This is a genomic window from Maritimibacter sp., assembly GCF_016774595.1.
GTDB lineage: Bacteria > Pseudomonadota > Alphaproteobacteria > Rhodobacterales > Rhodobacteraceae > Maritimibacter > Maritimibacter alkaliphilus.
In genome coordinates, this window is the sequence record NZ_JACBWT010000002.1 from 1,776,302 (window position 1) to 1,800,344 (window position 24,043).

Genomic DNA, 24,043 nt, shown 5'->3' on the forward strand with positions numbered 1-24,043 from the left:
TCAGAGCGGAAAGAACAGGCTGATCGCCACGACTGCCGTCACCCCGACGATCAGGTTCATCGGCACGCCCATTTTCAGGAAATCCGCGAACTTGTAGTTGCCCGCACCGTAGACCAGCGTGTTGGTCTGGTAGCCGATGGGGGTCGCGAAGCTCGCGCTGGCCGAGAACATGACGGCGACGACGAAGGGGCGCGGGTCGACGCCCATCTGGGTCGCGAGTCCGATGGCGATGGGGGTGAAGATCACTGCCACCGCGTTGTTCGTCACCACCTCGGTCAGGATCGACCCGACCACGTAGACCGCGAGCAGTGCCATGAACGGGGACAGCCCGTCGAGCCACGGGACCAGCATCTGAACGATCCGTTCGACCGCGCCGGTCGCCTCCAATCCAAGTCCGATGATGAGCATGGAAAAGATCAGGACGAGGATCGAGGCGTCGATGGAGGACCACGCCTCGTCATTGTCGATGCAGCGCAGAACGAGGATCAGCGCGACGCCCAGCAGTGCGAGGATGCCGATGGGCAGGATGTCGAAAGCGGCGAGGCCCACGATCCCCACCAGCGTCAGCACCGCGATGGGGGCCTGACGGCGGCGAAAAGCGCGCCCGCCGGGTTCCGTGACCGAGATCACGTCGCCGGAACGGGTGAGTTCCTCGAAACCCTCCGCCGTGCCGTCGAGCAGCAGCTTGTCGGCGGGGCGCAGGCGCACGCTCGACAGATCGGCACCGGCGATGTGGTTCGGGCGATAGGCGCCCAGCACGCGCATCCCGGCCCGGCGCCCGAGCGCGAGGTCGGCGATCCGCACCCCGGAGGACCGGCGCGATGGTGTCACGATGGCCTCGGCCACGCGGACCTTGGCGCTTGCGTCCAGTTCGATGGATCGGCGCAGACCGACGCGCAGGCCGGATTGCTGGGCCAGTGTCAGAAGCTCCGAGGTCGGAGCGAACAGGATGACCGCGTCGCCCTTTTGCAGCACGATGTCCGACAGGTCGCGCCGTTCGATCTGCGGCCCGCGCCGAACCCCGGTGATCCGGATGCCGGCCCGCTGAAAATCCGCGACCTTGCCCAGAGCCTCGCCGATCTGGGGATAGTCGGCGCGAATGGTGATTTCCGACAGGAACGCCGTTTCTTCGTTATCGTCCGGCAGGTCGGATGCCCGGTCGGGCAGCAGGAAACGCCCGAGGATCAGCATGGACAGACCGCCGACCACGGCCACGACGATACCGACGGGCGCGATTTCGAAGATCGAGAACGGCTCCAGCCCCGCGTCGCGGGCCACCCCGTCGACGAGGATGTTGGTAGAGGTGCCGATGAGCGTGCAGGTGCCGCCGAGAATCGCGGCATAGGACAGCGGGATCAACAGCCGGGTCGAGGCGAGGTTCAGGCTCGCCGCCAGCCGGATCACGACCGGGATCAGGACCAGCACCACCGGGGTGTTGTTCATGAAGGCCGAGGCGACGATGGTGGCGAAGACGAAGATCAGGACCGCGAGCACAGGCCGCGTCTGCGCCCGCCCGATCACCAGCCCGGCAAGGCTGTCCAGAACGCCCGTCCGCACCAGCGCGCCCGACACGACGAACATCGCGGCGATGGTGATGGGGGCGGAGCTGGAAAACACGCTCATCACCTCGTCGGTCGGGGTCAGCCCCAGCACGATGAACAGCGCGGCACCCCCCGCCGCCGTGACTTCGGGCGGGTATTTCTCGATCGTGAACGCGATGAAGAGGAGGAGCAGAAGGCCCAAGGCGACGATGGCCGGGTCGACTCCGAGGAATGAGGTCATGATTGCCCTGATCCAATCCGAACGTCCGGGGGAAACGCATGGACGCGCGCCCGTGTTCATGGGCACTGGAGTTATTTTTCCTGCCCGATGCAAGAATGAAATCGGCCCGCGTGACGGATGCACGCGGGCCGGCTCGTATCAGCGTCGAAAGCGGGCGGAGACCCGCCTGAACCGGCTTATTTCGGGGCCATCCGGATCGCGCCGTCCAGACGGATCACTTCGCCGTTTAGCATCGAGTTCTCGACGATATGGCGGGCCATGGCGGCATATTCGGACGGTTTGCCAAGGCGCGACGGGAACGGAACCTGCGTGCCGAGGCTTTTCTGCGCCTCTTCCGGCAGTCCTTCCATCATCGGGGTCAGGAACAGCCCCGGCGCGATGGTGCAGACGCGAATGCCGTCGCGGGACAGTTCGCGCGCGAGCGGCAGGGTCAGGCCCGCGACCGCACCTTTGGACGCGGAATAGGCCACCTGACCGATCTGGCCGTCGAAGGCCGCGACCGACGCGGTGTTGACGATCACGCCACGCTCGCCGTCTTCGGTCAGCGGTTCGGCCTGCATCATGCCGAGCGCGGATTGCGACGCGCAATAGAACGTGCCTGCGGTGTTGACCATCAGGGTCTTGGCGAAAGCGTTCGGGTCGTGGACGACCCCTTTGCTGACCGCCTTACCGATGGTGCCTATCCCGGCGCAGTTCACCATGATCCGCTCCTGACCGTTCTTGGCGCGGACGGTTTCGAACCCGGCGGCGACGCTGTCGGCATCCGACACGTCGACCTTGGCGAAGGCCCCGCCCAGTTCTTCGGCGAGTTTCGTGCCCGCCTCTTCGTTCAGATCGAAGATGCCGACGGGCGCGCCCGCTTCGGCCATGGCACGGATCACGGCGGCACCGAGGCCCGAGGCGCCTCCGGTGACGACGACGGGGGTCTCTTTGGAAATCTGCATGCTGTCCTCCAACTTGGTTGCTTGGTGGGTAGCAGCCGCTGCACACCTGCGCAACGTGATCGGTATACGAGGCGGGGCGCGCCGCGCCGGGTGACGTAACGTTCGCGGGCGGGCGCCTATCTCGCCATCACCTTTCGCCGCATCTCGTCCGGCAGGATCTCTTCCGACGGCCACCGGCCCGTGGTGAGGGCATCGTTGTAACCTTGCGTCAGACCGGCCCGCCGCATGGCTGCGACCGAGGGCGCGGGGTCGTAGGACAGGCGTCGGATATGGGCGCCCTTCTGGTCGAGCCGCACGTACTGCCCACCCGGCACCCCGTTGTTGGGCGGCATCCCGATGACGCCCGCGTTGATCCAGCGCCGCCCCGCCACGACGCGCTGGAACCCGAACCCGCAATGGCCCGCCACCACGCCGTCCACGGGGCCGACCTCGGCCTCGATCGCGCCGATCTCCTCGGCGAATTCCGGCTGGCGCGACACGGGCCACAGGAAGCGCGAGACGTCGGTGACACCGCCGTGGATCACGGCATAGCGGCGGTCGGCATGTTCGAAGACCACCAGATCGGGCAGGCCCGCGAACCAGTAGCGGCTCGCGGTCGACAGCGTCGCGTTGGTATGCGCCCACCATTTGACCGACAGCGTGTCGCAGATCGAACCGGCTGCGAAGCCGCAGCCGCAATCGGCGCCCCCGTCCGCCAGTTGTTTTTCGATGTTGCCCGCGATGCCGCGCCAGCCCCGTCGGCGCACCATGTCCGCACAGGCCTCGCCCTCGGCGCAGTAGCCCGCGAGATCGCCGGTGAACAGGATGTTCCCGCCCGCGATCCCCTCGTCCCGCGTAACGTCGCGCAGCGCCAGAAGCGCGGACAGGTTGCCAAGCGCCCCGCCCCACAGCACCACCGGGCCTTCGAGGCGGCCCAGATCGGTGATTTTCATGGTGTCCTCCCAGACACGCCCACTTGAAACGGGCGCTTCGGAGAACCATAACACGATCATTCCAAAGAGACGCAATCACAATGACCCCAGCCGACACCGGCACGCTGCTCGACACCGCCTTCTGGACAAGTGTCGGCGCCATCCTCCTCCTCCTGATCCTGTCCGGGTTCTTTTCCGGGTCCGAGACGGCACTGACCGCCGCCTCGCGCGGGAAACTGCGCGCCAAGGCCGACAAGGGCGACAAGAAGGCCGAGCGGGCGCTGGTCATCACCGAAGACAACGAGCGCCTGATCGGGTCCGTCCTTCTGGGCAACAACTTCGTCAACATCCTCGCCTCGGCACTGGCGACCGCGCTGTTCACGCGCCTCTTCGGCGACAGCGGCGTGGCCTACGCGACGATCATCATGACGCTGCTGGTCCTGATCTTCGCCGAGGTGCTGCCGAAGACCTATGCCATCACCCGCCCGGAAAGCGCGGCGGGCTGGGTGTCGGCCCCGATCCGTATCGTCATCTTCGTCCTCGCCCCGATCGTGAGCATCGTGCGGGGTCTGGTCCGGCTGATCCTGCGCGCCTTCGGCGTTCAGACCGACCCGGACAGCCAGATCCTTGCCGTGCGCGAGGAGATCGCGGGTGCGATCACGCTGGGCCACCACGAAGGCGCGGTTGAAAAAGAGGACCGCGACCGCCTTCTGGGCGCGCTCGATCTGGGCGACCGGACGGTGGAGGAGATCATGCTTCACCGCAGCCAGATCGAGATGATCGACGCCTCGAAATCGCCGACCGAGATCCTCGAACAGGCGCTGTCGTCGCCCCACACCCGCCTGCCGATCTACAGCGAGGAGCAGGAGAACATCGTGGGCGTGATCCACGCCAAAGACCTGAGCCGCGCCATGTATGCCGCTGGTCAGGCCGCGGGCGAGACGGGCCGGACCGAGGCGTTCGAAACCTTCGACATCCTCAGCGTGGCGATGAAGCCCTATTTCATCCCCGAGACCACGACGCTCGACGACCAGATGCGCGAGTTCCTGAAGCGTCAGACCCACTTCGCCCTCGTCGTGGACGAATATGGCGCGCTTCAGGGCCTCATCACGCTCGAGGATATTCTCGAAGAGATCGTGGGCGAGATCACCGATGAATTCGACACCAACGACGCGGGCGACAACCGGCTATTGTCCGATGGCAGCTATTCGGTGGACGGCGGCATGACGATCCGCGACCTCAACCGCGCGAACGACTGGGCTCTGCCGGATGAAGAAGCCAACACCATCGCGGGCCTCGTCATTCACGAGGCGCAGACGATCCCGAACGAGGGTCAGGTGTTTTCCTTCCACGGGTTCCGGTTCGAGGTGACCAAGCGCGTCGACAACCGGATCGCGCGCCTGAAAATCCGCAAACTCGGCGCCTGACGCAAGGTCCGGTCTTCCCGGCGAACCGCCCGGTTCATAGGTTTCGCAAAACGGAGGGGTCATGCGCGAACGGATCATCGACTGCGGAAACGGGTTCTGGAACATCCGGGGCAGCTTCAAGCTGGGCGGGCTGATCGAAATCGGCACGCAGGCCTCGCTCGTGCGCCTGTCGGACGGTCGGTTCGTCATGCTGGACAGCTACACCCTGTCGCCCGACCTGCTTGCCGAGGTCGACACCATCACCGGGGGCCGTGCGAACGTGGTCGCGGTGGTGAACCTGCATCCGTTCCACACGCTTCACAGCGAGGCGATGCAACGCGACTTTCCCGATGCCACGCATTACGGCACGCCGCGCCATGTGCGCCTGTTTCCCAAGCTGAAATGGGGCAACCTCACGTCGAACGACCCGGCGCTCTGGGCGATGTTCGCCCCCGATCTCGAGTTCACGACGCCGGACGGGATCGAACTGATCCCGGCGAACGAGAAAATCCATTGCGGCTCGGTCCTCGCCTATCATCCGGCGAGCGGCACGATCCATGTGGACGACACGTTCAACTATCGCCCGCCCCGCTCCGAGGGCAAATCCGGCAAGCTGGGTGTGCACCCGACCCTGTCGATGGCGCTGGAAAAACGCGCCGGGGCGGCCAGCGCCTTTCGCGACTGGGGCGCCGGGATCGTCACGCGCTGGAACGGGGCCGAGCGGCTCTGCGCGGCCCATTCGGGCGTGCTGACTCCCAAGCGGCTTGGCACCACCAACCTGTCGGACGCGATGCGCGACGCCTTGGCGGGGGCCGAGAAGAAACTCGCCCGCCACGAGCGAAAGTATAGCTGAGACTTCCGGTCCAGCGCCACGTGCCGCTAAGATCGCAGCGGATCTAATTGGGCAGGGATGCGGATGCGGCGTGTTTTGTGTTTCGTGGCGATGTCCGCGGTGCTGACGGGGTGTCTTGCGCGCGGTCCGGGAACGGCGGTGCCCTATCCGCCCCATGTCGCCGCGATCCCCGTGACGATGCCCGCGACGGCCCCCGCCATCGCGCAGCAGTTCATTCCCGTGACCCCCACCGGCCAACCCGGCCATATGGGCATCGACGTGGCCGACGCGACGGGAACGCCGGTGATCGCCGCCGCGCCGGGGGTCGTGACGATCAGCCTGTATGAACCGGCCTATGGCAACCGGATCGTCATTGACCACGGAAAGGACGCGACCGGGCGGCGCGTCCAGACGCTGTATTTCCACCTTGCCGCGCGTCAGGCCGAGGTCGGGCAGCGCGTCGCGCGGGGCGCCCCCATCGGCACGCTCGGGGAGACCGGGCTTCTGTCGTCCTATCCCCACCTGCATTTCGAATATCACCGCGAGGTCGAACCGGGCGCGCGGGTCAGATCCGGCAACAACTGGTGGCAGGGCATGGTGCAGGAGGACCCGAACGGAAACTGGGTCGACGGACCGGGACGTGTCACCTGTTTCCGGGGTCAGACCGCCCCTGCCGACAAGATCACCTATCCGGTCGTCTGCCGGGGAAGCTCGTCGCCGGGGCTCACCGCGCCTTGAAGATGGTTCCGAAGATGCCGCGCACGATCCGGCGGCCCGTGGTGCCCTTGAGCTCCTTGATGATGACCTTGGTCACCTCTTCGCCCACCTGACTGCCGAACGAGCGGTCGTCTTTCTTCGTGGTCTTGCGGGTGGTCCGGCTTGGGCTGCGGCCACCGTCATAGCGGCGGGCGTTGTTGAATTCGCGCGGGCCTGCTGCGTCCTCGGGTTCGGCAACGGCGGCTTCCGCCGCTTCGGCCTCTTTCGCTGCCGCTTCGGCGCGGGCGGCGAGGATTTCCGCCGCGGATTCCCGGTCGATCAGGGCTTCGTATTTGCCCGCGATGGGTGAGGTGTCGATCACCGACTTGCGCAAGGCCGGGTCGATCGCGCCCAGATACGAAGACGGCGGGCGGATCAGCGTGCGCTCCACCACCCCCGGCGCGCCCTTGGCTTCGAGGAAGGATGTCACCGCCTCGCCCACGCCGACCTCGCGGATCGCGTCCTCGGTCGAAAAGCGGGGGTTATCGCGATAGGTTTCCGCCGCCTGCCGCAGATCCTTGCGATCCTTGGCCGTAAAGGCGCGCAGGGCATGTTGAATACGGTTGCCCAACTGGCCCAGCACGTCCTCGGGCACGTCCGCCGGGTTTTGCGTGACGAAATAGACGCCCACACCCTTGGACCGGATGAGCCGCGCGACCTGTTCGACCTTGTCCACCAGCGCCTTGGGGGCATCGTCGAACAGAAGGTGCGCTTCGTCGAAGAAGAACACCAGCTTGGGTTTGTCGGGATCGCCCACTTCGGGCAGTTCCTCGAACAGTTCCGACAACAGCCAGAGCAGGAAGGTGGCGTAAAGCTTGGGCGATGCCATCAGCTTGTCGGCGGCGAGGATCGAGATGCGGCCCTGCCCGTTCGGCTCGGTCCGCATCATGTCGGACAATTCCAGCGCCGGTTCCCCGAACAGCCGTTTGCCGCCCTGGTTTTCGAGCACCAGAAGCGCCCGCTGGATCGCCCCGACCGAGGCGGTGGCGACGTTGCCATAGCGCAGCGACAGATCCTCGGCGTTCTGGCCGACCCAGACCAGAAGCGCCTGAAGGTCTTCGAGGTCGAGAAGCGGCATGCCCTGTTCGTCGGCGACGCGGAAGGCGATATTGAGCACCCCTTCCTGCACGTCCGTGAGTTCGAGGAGACGCGAGAGCAACAGCGGCCCCATCTCGCTCACCGTCGTGCGGATCGGATGGCCCTGTTCGCCGTAGATGTCCCAGAAGGTGACCGGGAACGCCTCGTAGGCATAATCCTCGAACCCGATGACGCCCGCGCGTTTCTGGAATGGCTCATGCAGCTTGTGGTCGGCGCTCATGGTCGCGGCGAGACCGGAGAGATCGCCTTTCACGTCCGAGACGAAGACGGGAACACCGGCCTTGGAGAACCCTTCGGACAGGATCTGGAGCGTGACGGTCTTGCCGGTCCCGGTCGCGCCCGCGACCAGCCCGTGCCGGTTCGCGTATTTCAGGAGCAACCCCTGCTTGGTGGCATACTCCTCGCCGCCGCCACCCACGAAAATCGCCCCGTCCAGTCCGCCAACCATGCCCCGAATACCCCTTAGTCCTGCAACGTTCTCAGGTGACAATACATTTTTAACCCTTTCCTGCCAGAGTGATCCGCATCCGGACGCATGTCCATTTGGGTCCGGATGACTTCCTCCCTGTCAGACTGCCGCGCCCCTTGGGGCGCGGTCTTTTTTGCGCCCGGTCCGGCGCATCGCGGTGAAGAGGGGATCACCAGAGGTGAAGCCCCTTGTTTTCATGCGTCTGCGGCACGTCTTCACGATCCGTTACGGGTTCCATCACAGATCGCGAATGGGCTGTTGACGGGTCTCATCTTTCATCGTAGCGTCCTGCCCATAAGTCGGCCAGTCCGGCAGGGAGAACAAAAAAACGAGAAAGGGTTCGCAGTTTGCGGGCCCTTTTTCTATCGTGGCGACCCCTTGTCCGGACACCCGACGCCCCCTGCCCGCATGGGCGGAAATCTGCGCGGACCAAATCGGGGGCTGACCTCATCCAAGGCTCATGTTAGTGGGTCCTTCGACAACTCCGGACGGAAACAGGGAAACCACAATGGCAACGATCCTGAAACCTCTTGGCCTTGCCGCGCTGATCGCGCTGGGCGGTGCGGCCTACGCGCAAGACACCAACGAAGGCGACGCACCGGCCGCCGAAGCGCCCGCCACAGATGCCCCCGCAACCGAAGAGGCCCCGGCCGCCGCTGACGAAGCGACCGGCAACCCGGACCTCGACATGGGCGAAACGACGGAAGCGCCGCAGGTCGAAACCTATGTCGACGAAGTGTTCGACGACTGGCAGCGCGAATGCCTGCGCATTCCGGGCAACGACGGCCCCGCGCCGTGCCAGATCACCCAGTTCCTGCGTGAAGAGCCCGAAGGTGCGCCGGTCGGCAAAGTCTCGATCGGTAAGCTGCCGGAAGGCAACGAGGCCGCAGCCGGTTCGATGATTATCGTGCCGCTCGGCGTTCTGCTGACCCAGCAGATGACCATCGGCGTCGACAGCGCCGCGCCCAAGCGCTACCCGTTCCGCTTCTGCGATCCGAACGGCTGTGTCGCCCAGATCGGCTACACTTCGGCCGAAGTGGCGGCGTTCAAAGCGGGCGGCTCGGCGACCCTGACGGTGGTGCCGGTCGCGGCCCCCGACCAGAAGGTCGAACTGCCGCTGTCGCTCAAGGGCTTCACCGCCGCCTATGACTCGCTCGAGCAGCCGGCAGCCCCTGAGGCCGCCGCACCCGCAGCGGAAGCCGCGCAGTAAGCGAAGCTCAAATTGGACGAACGAACCGCCGCGCCCCACCGGGTGCGGCGGTTTTCGTTTCAGGAGCCGGTTTTCACGGTGCGGTCAGCGCGATGACCGCGTTCATGCCCCCGAAGGCGAAGGCATTGGACAGAACCGCTTCGACCCGTGCCCTTCGCGCCTGTCCGGTGACGAGGTTCAGCGCGATATCCGCATCCGCCTCGCGCCACCCGACGGTGGGTGCGATGACGCCTTCGCCAAGCGCCAGCAGGCAGGCGATCAACTCGACCGCGCCGGCCCCGCCGATCAGGTGGCCGTGCATGGACTTGGTGGAGGACACCGCGACCCGGTCGGCCTCCGGCCCGAACGCGGCGCGGATCGCCGCGGCCTCGGTCCGGTCATTGGCCGCCGTGGCCGTGCCATGGGCGTTGACATAACCGATGTCGCCCGGCGTTAGATCCGCGGCCCGGAGAGCCCCCGTCATCGCCGCCGCCGCCCCGGCTGCGTCCGGCAGAACGATGTCGCGCGCATCCGAGGTCATCGCGTGGCCCGCGACACGGGCGAGGATGGTCGCGCCACGGGCGCGTGCGTGCTCCTCGGCCTCGAACACGAAAATCGCCGCGCCTTCGCCCTGCACCATGCCGTCGCGGCTGGCGCAGAACGGGCGGCATCCGGTGGCCGACATGACGCGCAGCCCCTCCCACGCCTTCAACCCGCCGAAGGTCAGCATCGCCTCGGTCCCACCCGTCAGCATCACGTCGGCCTGCCCGCTGGCGATCAGGCTCGCCGCCTGCCCCATCGCGTGATTGGACGACGCACAGGCGGATGAGACGGTGAAGGACGGCCCCCTGAGGCCGTGGCGCAGCGTCAGATGCGCGCTTGGCGCGTTGCCCATGAGCCGGGGCACGGTAAAGGGGTGAACCCGCGCCTTGCCCGCCTCATAGACAGCGCGGAAGCCGTCGTCCTGCGTTTCCATTCCGCCGCCGGAATTGCCGAGGACCGCACCGAACCGGGGCGCGAGGTCGGGGTCGGCAGCAAGCCCCGCCTGCCCCATCGCCTCCTCCGCCGCGACGAGCGCGAACTGGCTGAAGCGGTCGGTGAGCGAGATCGTCTGGCGGTCCTGATGCGCCGCCGGATCGAAGCCCGCGACCTGCGCCCCGATGGGGGCTGTCAGCCGGTCCGCGTCGCGGATGTCCAGCGGGCCGATGGCGCATCGCCCGGCTTTCATCGCCTCGAAGGTCTCGGAAACGCTCGCGCCGAGCGGGTTGATCGTCCCGGCCCCGGTGATGACGACACGCCGCATGGGGTGGCTCAGGCGCCCCGCGCCCCGACCAGTGCGCGCACCGCGTCGATCACCCCGTTCACGGTGGTCAGGTCGAAGCCCCCGGCCTCGGGCGCATTGGCGTTGAACGGCACCGACACGTCGAAGGTCTCTTCGATGGCGAAGATGATCTCGACCAGCCCCATGCTGTCGATCCCAAGGGTTTCGAGCGCGGCGTCAGGGTCGATGTCGGCAGGATCGCGCACCGCCTGGCGGGCGAGAATGTCGATCACCTGTCCTGCGATATCGTCGGTCATGTCTTTCATGGTCGCCTCCATCCTGTCTCATTTCCCGGTCCCCTGCCACCGAAATGCAACGCCCGGATGACGGCGCATGAAAAAACCGGCGCAGGCAAGGCCCACGCCGGTTCTCAGGATCTCGGCCCCGGTCAGCTGTCGAGCATACGCAGATCGACGCCGGCGGCCTGAAGCGCGGCCCAGATGCGGGCGTCGCGGCCATACATATCGTTGCGATAGTTCATCTCGCCACGCGTGTCGGTGAAGGCCGTGCGGTAGACGAGGTGAACCGGAACCGGCTCGTCCAGCTCGACCTTGGTTTCCTGCCCCGTGCGCAGGATCGACTGGAAGAACCCTTCGGGGTCGGCTTCCTGCGGCGCGAGCATGGTGTAGGCGAAGTCGAACGGTTGCTGAAGACGCACGCAGCCATGGCTGAAGGTCCGCACTTCACGCCCGAACAGGCTCTTGGACGGGGTGTCGTGCAGGTAGATGTTGTATTGGTTCGGGAACATGAACTTCACGTAGCCCAGTGCGTTGCCCGGTCCCGGCGGCTGACGCATGTCGAACGGGAAATTGCGGGCCGAATATTGCGAAAAGTCCGTCGCCCGGCTGACCGTCCTCCCCCGCGCATCGGTGATGAGCAGGTGACCGGCCGCACCGCTGTTGGCGCGCAGGGCGGGCAGATATTCGTTCACGATGATCGAGCGCGGCACATACCACGACGGGTTGATGACCATGTGCTCCATCATGTCCGAGAATTCGGGCGTGCGGTGGGTCGACAGGTTCTGGCCGACGACCGACCGGGTTTCGAACGTCACCTTGCCACCGTCGACGACGCGGGCGGTGAAGGTGGTGAGGTTCACCCAGACGTAGCGGTCGCCACGTTCGATGTTCATCCACCGTTCGCGTTCCATCGCGACGATGATGCGCTCCAGCCGATCCTCGACCGGCGTGTTGATCGCCTTGACCGTGTCGCCACCGGCGACGCCATCGGCGGTCAGCCCGTGGTTGGTCTGGAACCGCTGCACCGCGCGCTGGATATTTTCGTCATAGGTCTGCGTCGCGGAGCGATCCATATAGCCCATGGTGACCAGACGGTTGCGCAACTGGATCACCGCCTGCCCCTGATCGCCGGGGCGCAGCGAGCCGGCCTGAACCGTGGGACCCCAACCCCCCTCGGCGCGGACACGTTCCAGCCGCAGCTTTTCGCGCATGAGGCGGGCGTATTCCTCGGATTTCGGGGGCAGCGTGCGCAGGAACGGCGCCGGCTGCGCCTGCGAGAACGCCTTGAGCAATTCGGTGCGATCCTTGAGCGGCACTTCGCGCTTGATCCCGTCGTCGACGGCAGCGGGCGTCAGGATGCCGGTCTGGATGTATTTCGCATAGGTCAGGAAGAGCTTGGACAAATCGACTTCGACGCGGCCCAGATCGCGGGGGCTGTCGATGGCCCGCATCGCGTTTTCCAGTGCGGCGGTGTCGAAGGCACGCTCCGGCAGCCCGTGGTCGTCGGCGTGCTGGATCGCCTGAAACAGCGCCATGATCCGCGCCTGATGCTCGTCCGAGCCCGAGGTCCAGATCGGCTGATAGCCATTCTCACGATAAAAGCCCGCGATATCCTCGTCGTCCGAGGCCGCTTCGGCGATCGCCTGTGCGAAGGTGGAAATCTTGATCTGCGCCGTCGCGGGCAAGGTGACGACCGCGGTGGCAGGCACGGCAAGTGCGATGGAGAGCAGGATCGGGCGGAATAGGCGGTTGAGCTTTGTCGTCTTCATGGTCCCCGGTTCGTCAAATGGCGTTTCTTCCCTAACTCCCAAGTCTTGCCACAGGGTCCATCCGGGGGAAATCACAAAGCCGACAGGTCCGGGCGTTTCGGCCCGTCGCCCAAGGGGTGCGACAGTTTCACCACGCTTTAAGGCAATGTTTGGGCTTTTCAGCGAGATTTTGCCCAAACCCCTTGATTCGTTCCGAAGGGCAACAAACTGGGCTTTTCCCACGAATCGAGTTGTGTCATATTCCCCTCATCGCCTGGGGACTAATGGCGAAATATCCCGCTGAACGGAGTGGGTAGGCAAGAAACTGGGACGTTTGGGACAATGACGATGTCGAGCTCCAATGGCATGAGCCGCCGTGCTCTGCTGGGTGCCTTCGCGGCAACCGCAGTAGCAGCAGCACCGACCTTTTCAAATGCAGCAGGGTTCCTTCGTGGCGCGGGTGACGTGCGGCGGATCGCGATGTACGCGGGCCGAACCGGCGAAAGCATCAACACGATCTACTGGATCGAGGGCGAGTACATCAAAGAGGCGCTCGCCGAGATCAATTACTTCATGCGCGACGCGCGGGTCGACAAGCAGATCGCGATCGACACGCGGACGCTGGACATCACCGCAGCCGCGCACGCGCTGCTCGATTCCACCGAACCCTACATGCTGCTTTCGGGCTACCGTTCGCCGGAAACCAACGCGATGCTTCGGTCCCGCTCGCGCGGCGTGGCCAAGAATTCGCTCCACCTCAAGGGTCAGGCCGCAGACCTTCGCCTGAACTCCCGCTCGGTGAACCAGATCTTCAAGGCCGCTCAGGCCTGCCGCGCCGGCGGCGTCGGCAAATACTCCGGCTCGAATTTCGTGCACATGGATTGCGGTCAGGTCCGCTCCTGGGGCAGCTGATCGCGCCCGAGTGCGACAAGGAACCACCCCCGGCCCGCGCGCCGGGGTTTCTTTTTGCCCGCACGCGAACGAATGCGCGATAGACGGCCCGGCCCCGCGCGGCTAAGTCCGGCCTCATGAAACCGTTTCTGATCCTTCAGCTTCGCCCCGAAACCGACGCCGCGGACGATGAATTCGCCGCCATGCTCGCCAAGGGCGGTCTGGACGAGGACGAGGTGCACCGCATCCGTCTGGATCAAGAGGATTTGCCGGACGATCTGGACCTGACCGCCTATTCCGGCGTGATCGTCGGCGGCGGTCCGGGCTGCGTTTCGGATGCGCCGGAGACGAAAGACCCGGTGGAGGCACGGATCGAGGCGTCGATCCTGTCGCTCATGCCCGAAATCACAGAACGCGACCTGCCGTTCCTCGGCTGCTGCTACGGGATCGGCATTCTGGGCCACCACCTCGAACCCGGCTCGGTGTCCAAGGCCCGCTACGGCGAGCCTGTGGGCGCCACGACCTGCACCCTGACCGATGCTGGCAAGGCCGATCCGCTGCTTGCCGGAATGTCCGCCAGCTTCAAGGCTTTCGTCGGGCATAAGGAAGCTCTGCAACATCTGCCCGATGGGGTCGTCCACCTCGCCCAATCCGCGCCGTGCCCTTTTCAGATGATCCGGCTCGGCCGGAACGTTTATGCCACGCAGTTCCACCCCGAGCTTGACGGACACGGGCTGGAAACCCGGATCAACATCTACAAGCACCGCGGCTATTTCGCGCCCGACGAAGCCGAAGGCCTGATCGCGAAGGGTCATGCGGAAACGGTCGAGGCCCCGGCGCTGGTCCTGCGCAACTTCGCGGAGCTCTATCGCCGGTAAGGACGTTTTATCAGCGTCTTACGTCGCGTTCCGCACTCAAAACATGAAGCTCACGCAATCCCGCTGTAGATCAACCGCACGGCAAGCACCGCGAGGATGACGAGGACCGCGCGCTGAAACATCACCTGCGGCAGCCTGCGCCCGAGCCACGCCCCCACCGGCATCCCCAGCATGAGCGGGATCAGGGCCAGCGCGCTTAACAGCACGAGATGCGGGTTCGTCACGCCCAATGCGAACTGGGCCGGCAACTGGACAACCCCGAGCGTCACGAAGAACAGCGAAATCGTCGCGATGAAGGTCTCGCGTTTCAGGTCGAGCGCGTTGAGGAAGGTGATCGAAACGGGCGCGGACAGGCCCGTCGCCCCCTGCAAGACCCCGGCGACCAGCCCCGCGGGCACCACGGCGCGCCATCCGGCCGCCATGGTCAGTCGCCAGCGCGGATTGAGCAGCCGGAAAACCACATAGGCCGCAAGCACCAGCCCGACGCCGAACACCAGAAGGTCGGGCTCCCATCCCGCCAAGGCGACGGTTCCCAACCCGACGCCGACCCCGCCCGCCGCCGCGAAGAACACCGCGAAGCGCGGTGCCTCGAGCGCGCGCCGGTATTGTAGGAATTGCCAGAGGTTCGGCACGATGTTGGCCAGCACGAACACCGCCACCGCGAACTGGATGTCGCGCTGCATCGCCATGAGCGGAACCGCGAACAGCGGCGCACCCGCCCCGGTCGCCCCTTTGACGATTCCCCCGGCGGCGAAGGCGAGACAGACGAGGATGACGGCTTGAATGTCCATGAGCGGCCCGTGTTGTTTTGCGGTCCCATACCACGCGGGACGGGCGAGGAAACCTGCGGAACGTCACGAACGCCTGATTTTTGGGCAGCGACCCGCGTTTGTCAGGTTTCGCGTGAAATGAGGGTGTTACACCCCGGCCCATCCCAATAACGTGGGGGAGACAGACAAACGGAAGGCCCCAAATGGCGATCCATGCGAGCATCTATCACCTGACCCATTACAAGTATGACCGGCCCGTCACGTTGGGGCCGCAGATCATCCGGCTCAGGCCCGCGCCGCATTCACGCACCCGCGTCATCTCGCATTCGCTCAAGGTTTCGCCCGGCGGCCATTTCGTGAACCACCAGCAGGACCCGTATGGCAACTGGCTGGCGCGTTTCGTGTTTCCCGAGCCGGTGACCGAGTTCAAGATCGAGGTCGATCTGGTCGCCGATATGTCGGTCTACAACCCGTTCGATTTCTTCGTCGAGGAATATGCCGAGGAATGGCCCTTCGACTATCCGGCCGAGCTGACCCCCGATCTGGCGATCTACCGCACCCCGGAACCCGAGGGGCCGGGGCTTGCCAAGTTCATCGGCTCGCTGGACTTGGGTGAAAAGCGGACGGTGGATTTCCTCGTCGGCCTGAATGCCGCGATCTCGAAGCATGTCGAATACACGATCCGGATGGAACCGGGGGTGCAGACGCCGGACGAGACGCTTCGGATCGGCTCCGGCTCCTGCCGCGATTCAAGCTGGCTTCTGGTGCAGGTACTGCGCCATCTGGGTTTCGCCGCGCGGTTCGTGTCGGGTTACCTGATCCAGTTGGAGCCGGACCTGAAATCGCTCGACGGCCCGTCGGGGACCGACCACGACTTCACCGATCTTCACGCCTGGTGCGAGGTGTTCATCCCCGGCGCGGGCTGGATCGGGCTGGACCCGACATCGGGGCTTTTGACGGGCGAAAGCCATATCCCGCTGGCCGCGACGCCGCATTACGTGAACGCCGCCCCCATCGCGGGCGGCTATTCCTCGGCAGGCACACCGCAGGTCGATTTCGCCTTCGACATGCAGGTGAAGCGCGTTTCGGAACATCCCCGCATCACCAAACCCTTTTCGGACGAGGCGTGGGAGCGGCTGAACAAACTCGGCCAGCAGGTCGACGCGAGCCTCGAGAAAAACGACGTGCGCCTGACGATGGGCGGCGAACCCACCTTCGTCTCCATCGACGATTTCGAGAGCGACGAGTGGAACACCGCCGCCGTCGGCCCGCAGAAACGCGCGCTCGCCGATCAACTCATCCGCCGCCTGCGCGACCGTTTCGCACCGGGGGGCTTTCTCCACTATGGGCAAGGCAAGTGGTATCCGGGCGAAAGCCTGCCGCGCTGGACCTTCTCGCTCTACTGGCGGCGCGACGGCAAACCCGTCTGGCGTGACGAAAGCCTTATCGCGCACGAAGGCGACGATACCGGCGCGGGTGCGCCGGAGGCCGAAAAACTGCTCGACGGGATCGCCGCGCGGCTGGGGCTCGACGGCAAGTTCACCCATGCGGTCTATGAAGACCCGGCGGAGTGGATGCTGAAGGAGGGCAAGCTGCCCCCGAACGTGACGCCCGAGGACAGCAAACTGAAAGACCCCGAGGAGCGCAGCCGGTTCGCCCGCGTGTTCGAGCGGGGGTTGGATCAGCCGGTGGGCTACGTCCTGCCCATTCAACGCTGGCAGACCAAGGCGACCGGCGCGCGCTGGCTGTCCGAAGTGTGGAAGACCCGGCGCGGCAAGCTGTTCCTCATCCCCGGCGACAGCCCCGCCGGTTTCCGTCTGCCGCTGGGGGCGCTGCCGCATGTGCCGCCCGCGCAGTATCCCTATCACTACGTCACCGATCCTTCGATCGAGGTCGGCGACCTGCCCGACTATCACGAGGAACTGGAAAAGCGCGCGCCCGAAACCGACACGTCGCGCGCTCAACCGGTGAGCGAGGCGCAAGCCGCGGAGCCGGGACAGGAGATCGTGGAACAGGTGCTCGACACCGTGGGCGGCGTGGTGCGCACCGCGCTGTCGGTCGAGCCGCGTGACGGGCGGCTTTGCGTCTTCATGCCGCCGACCGAAAGCGTGGACGACTACCTCGAACTTGTCGCCGCCGCCGAGGAAAGCGCCCGCGCGCTTGGTATCCCGGTCCATATCGAAGGCTACTCGCCCCCGCACGATCCGCGCCTGAACGTGATCCGCGTGGCCCCGGACCCCGGCGTGATCGAGGTGAACATTCACCCGGCCCATAGCTGGGACGATTGCGTGGCGACCACCGAAGCGATCTATGAAGAAGCGCGGCAATGCCGTCTCGGCGCCGACAAGTTCATGATCGACGGGCGCCACACCGGCACCGGCGGCGGCAACCATGTCGTCGTGGGCGGCGGCACGCTGAACGACAGCCCGTTCCTGCGCCGCCCCGACCTGCTCAAGTCGCTGATCCTGACGTGGCAGCGCCATCCGTCGCTGTCCTACCTCTTCTCCGGCCTCTTCATCGGCCCCACGTCTCAGGCCCCGCGCATCGACGAGGCGCGCCACGACACGCTTTACGAGTTGGAAATCGCGCTGTCCCAGATCAATCCGCCCGAAAACGGCAGCGTCCCGCCGCCGTGGCTGGTGGATCGACTGCTGCGCAACATGCTGACGGACGTGACCGGCAACACCCACCGGGCCGAAATCTGCATCGATAAACTGTTCTCACCCGACGGTCCTACGGGCCGTCTGGGTCTGGTCGAGTTCCGGGGCTTCGAGATGCCGCCGCATCCGCGCATGTCGCTGGCCCAGCAACTGCTGCTGCGCGCCATCATCGCCCGCTGCTGGGACGCGCCGGTCGAGGGCAAGCCCGTGCGCTGGGGCACGGTGCTGCACGACCGCTTCATGATGCCGCATTTCCTGTGGGAGGATTTCCTCGACCTGCTCGCCGATCTGCGCCAGCACGGCTTCGACCTCGACCCGGTGTGGTTCGAGGCGCAGGCCGAGTTCCGGTTCCCGTTCTGCGGTCAGGTCGACGCCGAGGGCATCAACCTCGAAATCCGGCAGGCGCTGGAGCCGTGGCACGTGCTGGGTGAAACCGGCGCGATCGGCGGCACGGTGCGCTACACCGACAGTTCGGTCGAGCGGCTTCAGGTCAAGCTCACGACGCTCCATCAGGACCGCTACCGCGTGATGTGCAACCGCCGCCCCGTTCCCCTCGCCCGGTCCGGCACGTCGGGCGTGTCGGTGGGCGCGGTCCGGTTCAAGGCGTGGCAACCCGCAGAAGCCCTGCATCCCACTCTGCCCGTCAACGCGCCGCTGACCTTCGACATCTACGACGACTGGACAGGCCATGCGCTGGCGGGCTGCACCTATCATGTCGCACACCCCGGCGGGCGCAATTACGACACCTTCCCGGTCAACGGGAACGAGGCCGAGGCGCGGCGACTGGCGCGGTTCGAGGCGCATGGTCATTCGACCAAGGCCTATCGACCGGAACCCGAACCCACCCATCCGGAGTTTCCGATGACCCTTGACCTGCGCCGCCCCGTCGGGCTGGTCTAAGTCAATCGCGACGCGCTCGGAGACGCAATGGAACAGCAAGCGGGGGTCCGCGTGACTCCGCCCTATCTCGAAGGCTACGCGCCGCAGTCGGGCGTGTCGGACGAATTGTTCGGCACGACAGGCGAGATGCGCCCGGTCTGGCAACCCTTCGTGGATGCGTTTTCACGTCTGACGCCCGCGCAGGTCGCCGGGCGGTTCGAGCGCGGCAACCAGTATCTGCGCGATGCCGGGGTCTATTTCCGCCAGTATTCCAACCAGCCGCTGTCGGAACGCGAATGGCCCCTCAGCCATGTGCCCGTGATCCTGCACGAGACCGAATGGAACGGCATCTGCACTGCCCTGTCGCAGCGCGCCGATCTGCTCGAAGCGGTGATGGCCGACTTGTATGGGCCGGGCAAGCTGGTGGCGGACGGGCATCTGCCGGTCGATCTGGTCGCGAACAATCCGGCATGGCTCAGGCCGATGGTCGGAGTCGAACCGGCGGGCGGGCATTACCTCCACTTCCTCGCGTTCGAGATCGGGCGCTCCCCGGACGGGTCGTGGTTCGTCCTGGGCGACCGGACGCAGGCCCCGTCGGGGGCCGGGTTCGCGCTGGAAAACCGGATGGCCACCAGCCGCATTTTTCCCGAAAGCTTCTCGGGCGACCGCATTCACCGGCTCGCAGGCTTCTTCGGGGATTTCAGACATGCGCTGGACACGCTCGCCAACCGGCGCGAGGGGCTGCCGCGTCGCGCGGGCATCCTTACCCCCGGCCCCGCCAACGACGCCTATTTCGAGCACACCTATATCGCCCGATATCTGGGCCTCATGCTGCTCGAAGGCGAAGACCTGATCGTCAAGAACGGCGAAGCGATGGTGCGCACGATCGAGGGGCCGCAGCCGCTTGGCGTGCTCTGGCGCCGGATCGACGCGCAGTTCGCCGATCCGCTGGAGTTCGAACCCGACAGCCAGATCGGAACGCCGGGGCTGATGGAGGCGGTGGCGACCGGAAACCTCGCCCTCGCCAATGCGCTGGGATCGGGCGTGCTGGAAACCCGCGCGCTGATGGCGTTCCTGCCCAAGATCAACAGGCTTCTGAACGGCGAACCTCTGGCGATGCCCAACATCGCGACATGGTGGTGCGGCAGCCCGAGCGAGCGGGAATACGTGCGGTCGAACGCGCAAAACCTCGTCATCGGTCCGGCGCTATCGGTGGACCTGCCCTTCGACTGGGGCGCGAACGCCATCGTCGGCGGCGACGTGCGCGACTCGGCGCGCGGACCGCTGGACACCTTGCTGGCGACCGAGGGCGCCTCTCTCGTCGGGCAACAGGCGGTGAACCTGTCCACCACGCCGGCCTGGGTCGGGGACGGCGAAACCGGCCGCCTGCGCCCCTGTCCGATGACCGTGCGCGTCTTTGCCGCCCGCACGGACAAGGGCTGGAGCTTCATGAAGGGCGGCTATGCCCGGATCGGCCCCGAAGGCGACGCGACCGCGCTTGCCATGCAGCGCGGCGGGTCGGTGGCCGATGTCTGGATCGCATCCGACGGCCCGGTGCCGCAACCCACGCTGACGCCGACCGACGACCAGCCCTATCGGCGCATCACCTCGGGCACGCTGCCGTCACGCGGGGCCGACAATCTGTACTGGCTCGGCCGCTACCTCGAGCGGGCCGAAGACCTGATCCGGCTCGTGCGAGCCTATCACCTGCGCCTTGCGACCACCGACGGGCCGGACGATCCGCGCCTCAGGACGATACAGGCCTACCTTGCCCCGTTCGGTGTCGACCCGACCGAAGCGATGCCCGCGGCGCTGCTCGACCGGCTCGCCGCCGCGCAGACCTGCGCGTCGAAGGTGCGCGACCGCTTTTCGACCGACGGCTGGCTCGCGCTCAAGGATCTGGACAAGACCATGCGCGCGATGCGCGAGACCGCGACGCCGGGCGACGATGCCGCCCGCGCGATGAGCGTTCTTCTGCGCAAGATCACCGGGTTCGCGGGGCTGGTGCACGAGAATATGTATCGGTTCGCGGGCTGGCGGTTCCTGTCGCTTGGCCGCGCGATCGAACGGGCGGACGGGCTGCTCGCCATGCTTGCGACGTTCACCGATTCCAAGGCGCCCGCGGGCTGTTTCGACATCGCGGTCGAGGTGGCCGACAGCGTCATGACCCATCAGCGCCGCTACCGCATCAACACGAACCGCGACACGGTGGTCGACCTTCTCGCCCTCGACGCCGACAACCCGCGCGCCGTCCTGTTTCAGGTGAACGAGATGAAGCGACTGGTCGAGGGCCTGCCCGACATCATGCCCGACGGCCGCCCCGGCCCGCTTCTGCGCGCGATCCTGCCGCTCAAGACCCGGCTGGAAGTGGCCGATCCCATTGCGATCACGCCTGCGGTCTTCGGTGAACTGCGCGGCGATCTGGCCGCGATTTCCGAGCAGGTCTCGGCGGCCTATCTGAGGTGACGCGATGCTTTACGACGTGAAACTGCGCATCGCCTACAGCTATGAAACCCCCTCGGACCAGTCGCGGCTCGTGCTGCGTCTATTGCCCAACGACATTCCGGCGACGCAGAAGGTGCTCGCCCGCCTGCTCACCCTCGACCCGATGCCGGCCGAGCGGCGCGAGCGGGTGGATTTCTTCGGCAACACCCGGACGAGCGTGGTCTGGCACGAGCCGGTCGAGGCGATCACCATCGACCTCGCCGCCCGGTTCGACCGGCGCCCCGACCCCAAGTTTCTGGACTTCTCGCCGACGGTCGAGGCGCTCAAGTCCGAGATCGACATGCAACGCGGGCTGTCGCCCATCGCCCCACAGCATTTCACAGTGCCCTCGCGCCGGGCCGGGCCGCAGCCCGACATGACCGCCTTCGCACAGACGCATGTCACGCCCGGCATGACCACCTTGCAGGCGGTCGAAACGGTGGGGCGCGCGCTCTATTCCGAAATGCGCTTCGATGCGACGGCGACCGATGTGGCGACCCCCGCCGCCGAGGCCTTCGCCAAGCGGCACGGGGTCTGTCAGGATTTCACCCATATCATGATTTCCTGCCTGCGCGGGCTGGGCATTCCGGCGGGCTATGTCTCGGGCTTCCTGCGCACCGATCCGCCCCCGGGCGAGCCGCGCCTCGAAGGGGCCGATGCCATGCACGCTTGGGTGCGGGCCTGGGTGGGCGTGGAACTGGGCTGGGTCGAATACGACCCCACCAACGCGCAATTCGCGGGCGCCGATTACGTCACCGTGGCCCACGGGCGCGACTATGACGACGTGGCTCCGGTGCGCGGCGCTTTGCGCGGTTCCGGCGGACAGGACAGCTCGCAGGCGGTTGACGTCATCCCGGTTGTCGCGTGAATTCCCCATGCATTCCACGGGCATCGGTCCGACCACCTATTCTCACGCAAGGGACCGTTCCCGACAGATGACTGACAGCCCCACGATCCGCGTCGCCTTCGGGTCGGTTCCGAAGGATGGCGGAACCTTCACCTTCTACCGCAACATCCGACCCGAGCTTCTGAAACACGGCATCGACATGCGCTGCGTCAGCGTCGGGCGCGAGGATGCGGAATTGTGGGAAGCGGCCTATGCCGATGACGGCTGCCACCTGCTTGTGCCCGACGTGTCCAACGCGAAACGGCAGGCGCGCGCCTTCGTCGACTGGTGTGCCGAGGAACGCATCGACATCGCGCTCGGCATCAACTCCTTCGCGATCCTTTCGGCCATCCCGCATCTGCTGCAAAGCGTGCGTGTCATGTCACGCTGCGCCAACGCCTTCGACCACGGCTACCGGATCACCATGTCGGGGGCCGAACGGCTCGCCCGGATCGTGGCCCTCAGCCCCCGTCTGCGCGACGATCTGATCGCCGACTACGGCGCGGACCCGGACAAGCTCGTGCTCATCCCGAACGGCCATGATCCGGCCCCCTTCGATGCGGCCGCCGCCCGTGTGCGCGGCACGGGTGCGCGGTTGGAACTGGGGTTCGTCGGGCGCCTTGAACACGGCCAGAAAGGCGTGCTGCATATCCCCGCGATCCTGGCCGAACTCGACGCGCTCGGCTGTGACTACCGCCTCAGGATCGCGGGCAAGGGCCGCCACGGCGACCGTCTGCGCACGGAGCTTGCGCCCCATGTCGCGGCGGGGCGGGTCGAATTTCTCGGCGCTCTCGGTCCGGGCGAGATCCCCGACCTGCTCGGCGATGTGGACATCTACCTGTTCACCTCGAAATTCGAGGGCATGCCGAACGCATTGATCGAGGCGATGATGGCGGGCGCGGTGCCTGCCTGCTTCAACATCGAGGGCATCACCGATTTCATGGTCGATCACGACCGCTCCGGCCTCCTCGTCCCGCAGGAGGACGCCAAGGCCCTCGCCCAGGGCATTCACGGGCTCGATCAGGATCGCGACCACCTGCGCACGATGAGCGCCGCCGTCGCCGCCACCGCCCGCGAACGGTTTTCCAGCGCCGGAACGGCGCGGGCCTATGCCGACCTGTTTCGCGCGGTGATGGCCGAGCCCGCGCCGGAGTGGTCGCCGAAGGCATGGTCGTCCTTCACCCCCGATCCGAACTTTCCGCGCACATGGCGGCGGTTCATCCCCAAGGCGGTGAAGGAGGCGATCAAGTCCCGCCGCTAACGGCGCCGCCCGGCACGTAGCTGGCCGAGGTTTCCGAACTGTCCGGCAGGTCGTGCGTGAGGAACGGCGCGCGCGTCCGGGTGAAGATCTCGCGCGTCACGTCGAACCAGAACGTCGGCGGATCGAACGTCCCGCCCGCGATCCCGACCAGATCGGGAAACACCTCGAGCCGCCAGAACACGCTCGTGCCGCACGTCGTGCAGAACCGCGTGGTGAAGGCGCGCCCGCTTTCCGTGTGGAACGTGTAATCGCGCAAAGCCCCCGACAGTTCGGTCACGTTGTCCTGCGCGAAATAGACCGAAACGCCGAATGCGGACCCGGTGCGAAGTTGGCAGTATCGGCAATGACAGACACCGGCCCTGACCGGCTGCCCCACGGTCCGGTAGCGCACCGCGCCGCAGGCACAGCCCCCTTCGTGCAGTTCACTCATCATCCGGCCCTCCCTTACGCACCACTCTGGCGCAAACACGCGCGGCGTCAAAGGTCATGTCGGGGAGGACGGATGGTGGCGCGCCGAGAAGGATTTCCTTCGAACGCGCCAAACAGGCGCTCAAGTAGCGAAGCGGTAGCGCAAATAAATGTGGCGCACCCGATAGGATTCGAACCTATGGCCTCTGCCTTCGGAGGGCAGTTCAGGCA

Annotated in this window: 19 protein-coding genes; 10 read left to right on the forward strand and 9 right to left on the reverse strand. The window is 66.1% G+C overall.

The window, feature by feature from the left end:
* From HOY44_RS19910 to HOY44_RS19920, 3 genes are all read right to left on the reverse strand, one after another.
* Positions 1-1,782, reverse strand: coding sequence for an SLC13 family permease (locus HOY44_RS19910; protein ID WP_287437186.1), 1,782 nt, complete (start codon positions 1,780-1,782; stop codon positions 1-3).
* Between the two features lie 176 nt (positions 1,783-1,958).
* Positions 1,959-2,726, reverse strand: coding sequence for an SDR family NAD(P)-dependent oxidoreductase (locus HOY44_RS19915; protein WP_287437187.1), 768 nt, complete (start codon positions 2,724-2,726; stop codon positions 1,959-1,961).
* Between the two features lie 116 nt (positions 2,727-2,842).
* Complete coding sequence (locus HOY44_RS19920; RefSeq protein WP_287437188.1) at positions 2,843-3,658, reverse strand: metallophosphoesterase family protein; 816 nt, start codon at positions 3,656-3,658, stop codon at positions 2,843-2,845.
* Between the two features lie 80 nt (positions 3,659-3,738).
* Between HOY44_RS19920 and HOY44_RS19925 the strand changes: the two genes are divergently transcribed.
* The 3 genes from HOY44_RS19925 (at position 3,739) to HOY44_RS19935 (ending at position 6,613) form a co-directional block, all read left to right on the forward strand.
* On the forward strand, positions 3,739-5,064 hold the full coding sequence (locus HOY44_RS19925; protein WP_008328534.1) for an HlyC/CorC family transporter: 1,326 nt from the start codon (positions 3,739-3,741) through the stop codon (positions 5,062-5,064).
* A 61-nt stretch (positions 5,065-5,125) separates the two neighbouring features.
* A complete protein-coding gene (locus HOY44_RS19930; RefSeq protein WP_287437190.1) occupies positions 5,126-5,896 on the forward strand; it encodes a hypothetical protein in 771 nt (256 codons plus the stop codon).
* A 63-nt stretch (positions 5,897-5,959) separates the two neighbouring features.
* Positions 5,960-6,613 (forward strand): M23 family metallopeptidase, encoded by a 654-nt coding sequence (locus tag HOY44_RS19935; protein WP_287437192.1) that lies wholly within the window; start codon positions 5,960-5,962, stop codon positions 6,611-6,613.
* Here the strand turns inward: HOY44_RS19935 and HOY44_RS19940 are convergent.
* Positions 6,600-8,177 carry a helicase HerA-like domain-containing protein gene (locus HOY44_RS19940; RefSeq protein WP_287437194.1) on the reverse strand — a complete coding sequence of 526 codons (1,578 nt, stop codon included), beginning with the start codon at positions 8,175-8,177 and terminating at the stop codon, positions 6,600-6,602. The two genes, HOY44_RS19935 and HOY44_RS19940, sit on opposite strands and share 14 nt — an antisense overlap.
* A gap of 529 nt (positions 8,178-8,706) precedes the next feature.
* Between HOY44_RS19940 and HOY44_RS19945 the strand changes: the two genes are divergently transcribed.
* The gene (locus HOY44_RS19945) at positions 8,707-9,408 is read left to right on the forward strand and encodes an invasion associated locus B family protein (RefSeq protein WP_287437196.1); all 702 of its coding nucleotides are present in this window, start codon (positions 8,707-8,709) and stop codon (positions 9,406-9,408) included.
* Positions 9,409-9,481: 73 nt separating this feature from the next.
* Here HOY44_RS19945 and HOY44_RS19950 read toward each other — a convergent pair whose 3' ends face one another.
* From HOY44_RS19950 to HOY44_RS19960, 3 genes are all read right to left on the reverse strand, one after another.
* On the reverse strand, positions 9,482-10,690 hold the full coding sequence (locus HOY44_RS19950; protein WP_287437198.1) for a beta-ketoacyl-[acyl-carrier-protein] synthase family protein: 1,209 nt from the start codon (positions 10,688-10,690) through the stop codon (positions 9,482-9,484).
* An 8-nt stretch (positions 10,691-10,698) separates the two neighbouring features.
* Positions 10,699-10,965 carry an acyl carrier protein gene (locus HOY44_RS19955; RefSeq protein ID WP_287437290.1) on the reverse strand — a complete coding sequence of 89 codons (267 nt, stop codon included), beginning with the start codon at positions 10,963-10,965 and terminating at the stop codon, positions 10,699-10,701.
* A 131-nt stretch (positions 10,966-11,096) separates the two neighbouring features.
* The gene (locus HOY44_RS19960) at positions 11,097-12,716 is read right to left on the reverse strand and encodes a L,D-transpeptidase family protein (RefSeq protein WP_287437200.1); all 1,620 of its coding nucleotides are present in this window, start codon (positions 12,714-12,716) and stop codon (positions 11,097-11,099) included.
* A 321-nt stretch (positions 12,717-13,037) separates the two neighbouring features.
* Between HOY44_RS19960 and mepK the strand changes: the two genes are divergently transcribed.
* A complete protein-coding gene (mepK, locus tag HOY44_RS19965) occupies positions 13,038-13,607 on the forward strand; it encodes a peptidoglycan L,D-endopeptidase MepK (protein ID WP_040884329.1) in 570 nt (189 codons plus the stop codon).
* Between the two features lie 116 nt (positions 13,608-13,723).
* Entirely contained in the window at positions 13,724-14,464 is a 741-nt protein-coding gene (locus tag HOY44_RS19970) for a glutamine amidotransferase (protein ID WP_287437203.1), read from the forward strand.
* A gap of 50 nt (positions 14,465-14,514) precedes the next feature.
* Here the strand turns inward: HOY44_RS19970 and HOY44_RS19975 are convergent, their stop codons facing one another.
* Positions 14,515-15,255, reverse strand: a complete 741-nt coding sequence (locus tag HOY44_RS19975; RefSeq protein WP_138423097.1) for a sulfite exporter TauE/SafE family protein — start codon at positions 15,253-15,255, stop codon at positions 14,515-14,517.
* A gap of 182 nt (positions 15,256-15,437) precedes the next feature.
* Between HOY44_RS19975 and HOY44_RS19980 the strand changes: the two genes are divergently transcribed.
* From HOY44_RS19980 to HOY44_RS19995, 4 genes are all read left to right on the forward strand, one after another.
* Positions 15,438-18,794 (forward strand): transglutaminase family protein, encoded by a 3,357-nt coding sequence (locus HOY44_RS19980; protein WP_287437205.1) that lies wholly within the window; start codon positions 15,438-15,440, stop codon positions 18,792-18,794.
* 27 nt (positions 18,795-18,821) lie between these two features.
* Positions 18,822-21,239, forward strand: coding sequence for a circularly permuted type 2 ATP-grasp protein (locus HOY44_RS19985; protein ID WP_287437207.1), 2,418 nt, complete (start codon positions 18,822-18,824; stop codon positions 21,237-21,239).
* 4 nt (positions 21,240-21,243) lie between these two features.
* Positions 21,244-22,125 carry a transglutaminase family protein gene (locus tag HOY44_RS19990; RefSeq protein WP_287437209.1) on the forward strand — a complete coding sequence of 294 codons (882 nt, stop codon included), beginning with the start codon at positions 21,244-21,246 and terminating at the stop codon, positions 22,123-22,125.
* 67 nt (positions 22,126-22,192) lie between these two features.
* Positions 22,193-23,404, forward strand: a complete 1,212-nt coding sequence (locus tag HOY44_RS19995) for a glycosyltransferase family 4 protein (RefSeq protein ID WP_287437211.1) — start codon at positions 22,193-22,195, stop codon at positions 23,402-23,404.
* On the opposite strand, the gene HOY44_RS20000 is transcribed toward HOY44_RS19995, so the two are convergent.
* Positions 23,388-23,837, reverse strand: coding sequence for a GFA family protein (locus HOY44_RS20000; RefSeq protein ID WP_287437213.1), 450 nt, complete (start codon positions 23,835-23,837; stop codon positions 23,388-23,390). The two genes, HOY44_RS19995 and HOY44_RS20000, sit on opposite strands and share 17 nt — an antisense overlap.
* Positions 23,838-24,043: the final 206 nt, after the last annotated feature.

What these genes read in the sequence shown, in the direction of transcription:
- HOY44_RS19910 (WP_287437186.1), bottom strand. Translation starts at nt 1,782, where the DNA reads ATGACCTCATTCCTCGGAGTCGACCCGGCCATCGTCGCCTTGGGCCTT.
- HOY44_RS19915 (WP_287437187.1), bottom strand. Translation starts at nt 2,726, where the DNA reads ATGCAGATTTCCAAAGAGACCCCCGTCGTCGTCACCGGAGGCGCCTCG.
- HOY44_RS19920 (WP_287437188.1), bottom strand. Translation starts at nt 3,658, where the DNA reads ATGAAAATCACCGATCTGGGCCGCCTCGAAGGCCCGGTGGTGCTGTGG.
- HOY44_RS19925 (WP_008328534.1), top strand. Translation starts at nt 3,739, where the DNA reads ATGACCCCAGCCGACACCGGCACGCTGCTCGACACCGCCTTCTGGACA.
- HOY44_RS19930 (WP_287437190.1), top strand. Translation starts at nt 5,126, where the DNA reads ATGCGCGAACGGATCATCGACTGCGGAAACGGGTTCTGGAACATCCGG.
- HOY44_RS19935 (WP_287437192.1), top strand. Translation starts at nt 5,960, where the DNA reads ATGCGGCGTGTTTTGTGTTTCGTGGCGATGTCCGCGGTGCTGACGGGG.
- HOY44_RS19940 (WP_287437194.1), bottom strand. Translation starts at nt 8,177, where the DNA reads ATGGTTGGCGGACTGGACGGGGCGATTTTCGTGGGTGGCGGCGGCGAG.
- HOY44_RS19945 (WP_287437196.1), top strand. Translation starts at nt 8,707, where the DNA reads ATGGCAACGATCCTGAAACCTCTTGGCCTTGCCGCGCTGATCGCGCTG.
- HOY44_RS19950 (WP_287437198.1), bottom strand. Translation starts at nt 10,690, where the DNA reads ATGCGGCGTGTCGTCATCACCGGGGCCGGGACGATCAACCCGCTCGGC.
- HOY44_RS19955 (WP_287437290.1), bottom strand. Translation starts at nt 10,965, where the DNA reads ATGACCGACGATATCGCAGGACAGGTGATCGACATTCTCGCCCGCCAG.
- HOY44_RS19960 (WP_287437200.1), bottom strand. Translation starts at nt 12,716, where the DNA reads ATGAAGACGACAAAGCTCAACCGCCTATTCCGCCCGATCCTGCTCTCC.
- mepK (WP_040884329.1), top strand. Translation starts at nt 13,038, where the DNA reads ATGACGATGTCGAGCTCCAATGGCATGAGCCGCCGTGCTCTGCTGGGT.
- HOY44_RS19970 (WP_287437203.1), top strand. Translation starts at nt 13,724, where the DNA reads ATGAAACCGTTTCTGATCCTTCAGCTTCGCCCCGAAACCGACGCCGCG.
- HOY44_RS19975 (WP_138423097.1), bottom strand. Translation starts at nt 15,255, where the DNA reads ATGGACATTCAAGCCGTCATCCTCGTCTGTCTCGCCTTCGCCGCCGGG.
- HOY44_RS19980 (WP_287437205.1), top strand. Translation starts at nt 15,438, where the DNA reads ATGGCGATCCATGCGAGCATCTATCACCTGACCCATTACAAGTATGAC.
- HOY44_RS19985 (WP_287437207.1), top strand. Translation starts at nt 18,822, where the DNA reads ATGGAACAGCAAGCGGGGGTCCGCGTGACTCCGCCCTATCTCGAAGGC.
- HOY44_RS19990 (WP_287437209.1), top strand. Translation starts at nt 21,244, where the DNA reads ATGCTTTACGACGTGAAACTGCGCATCGCCTACAGCTATGAAACCCCC.
- HOY44_RS19995 (WP_287437211.1), top strand. Translation starts at nt 22,193, where the DNA reads ATGACTGACAGCCCCACGATCCGCGTCGCCTTCGGGTCGGTTCCGAAG.
- HOY44_RS20000 (WP_287437213.1), bottom strand. Translation starts at nt 23,837, where the DNA reads ATGATGAGTGAACTGCACGAAGGGGGCTGTGCCTGCGGCGCGGTGCGC.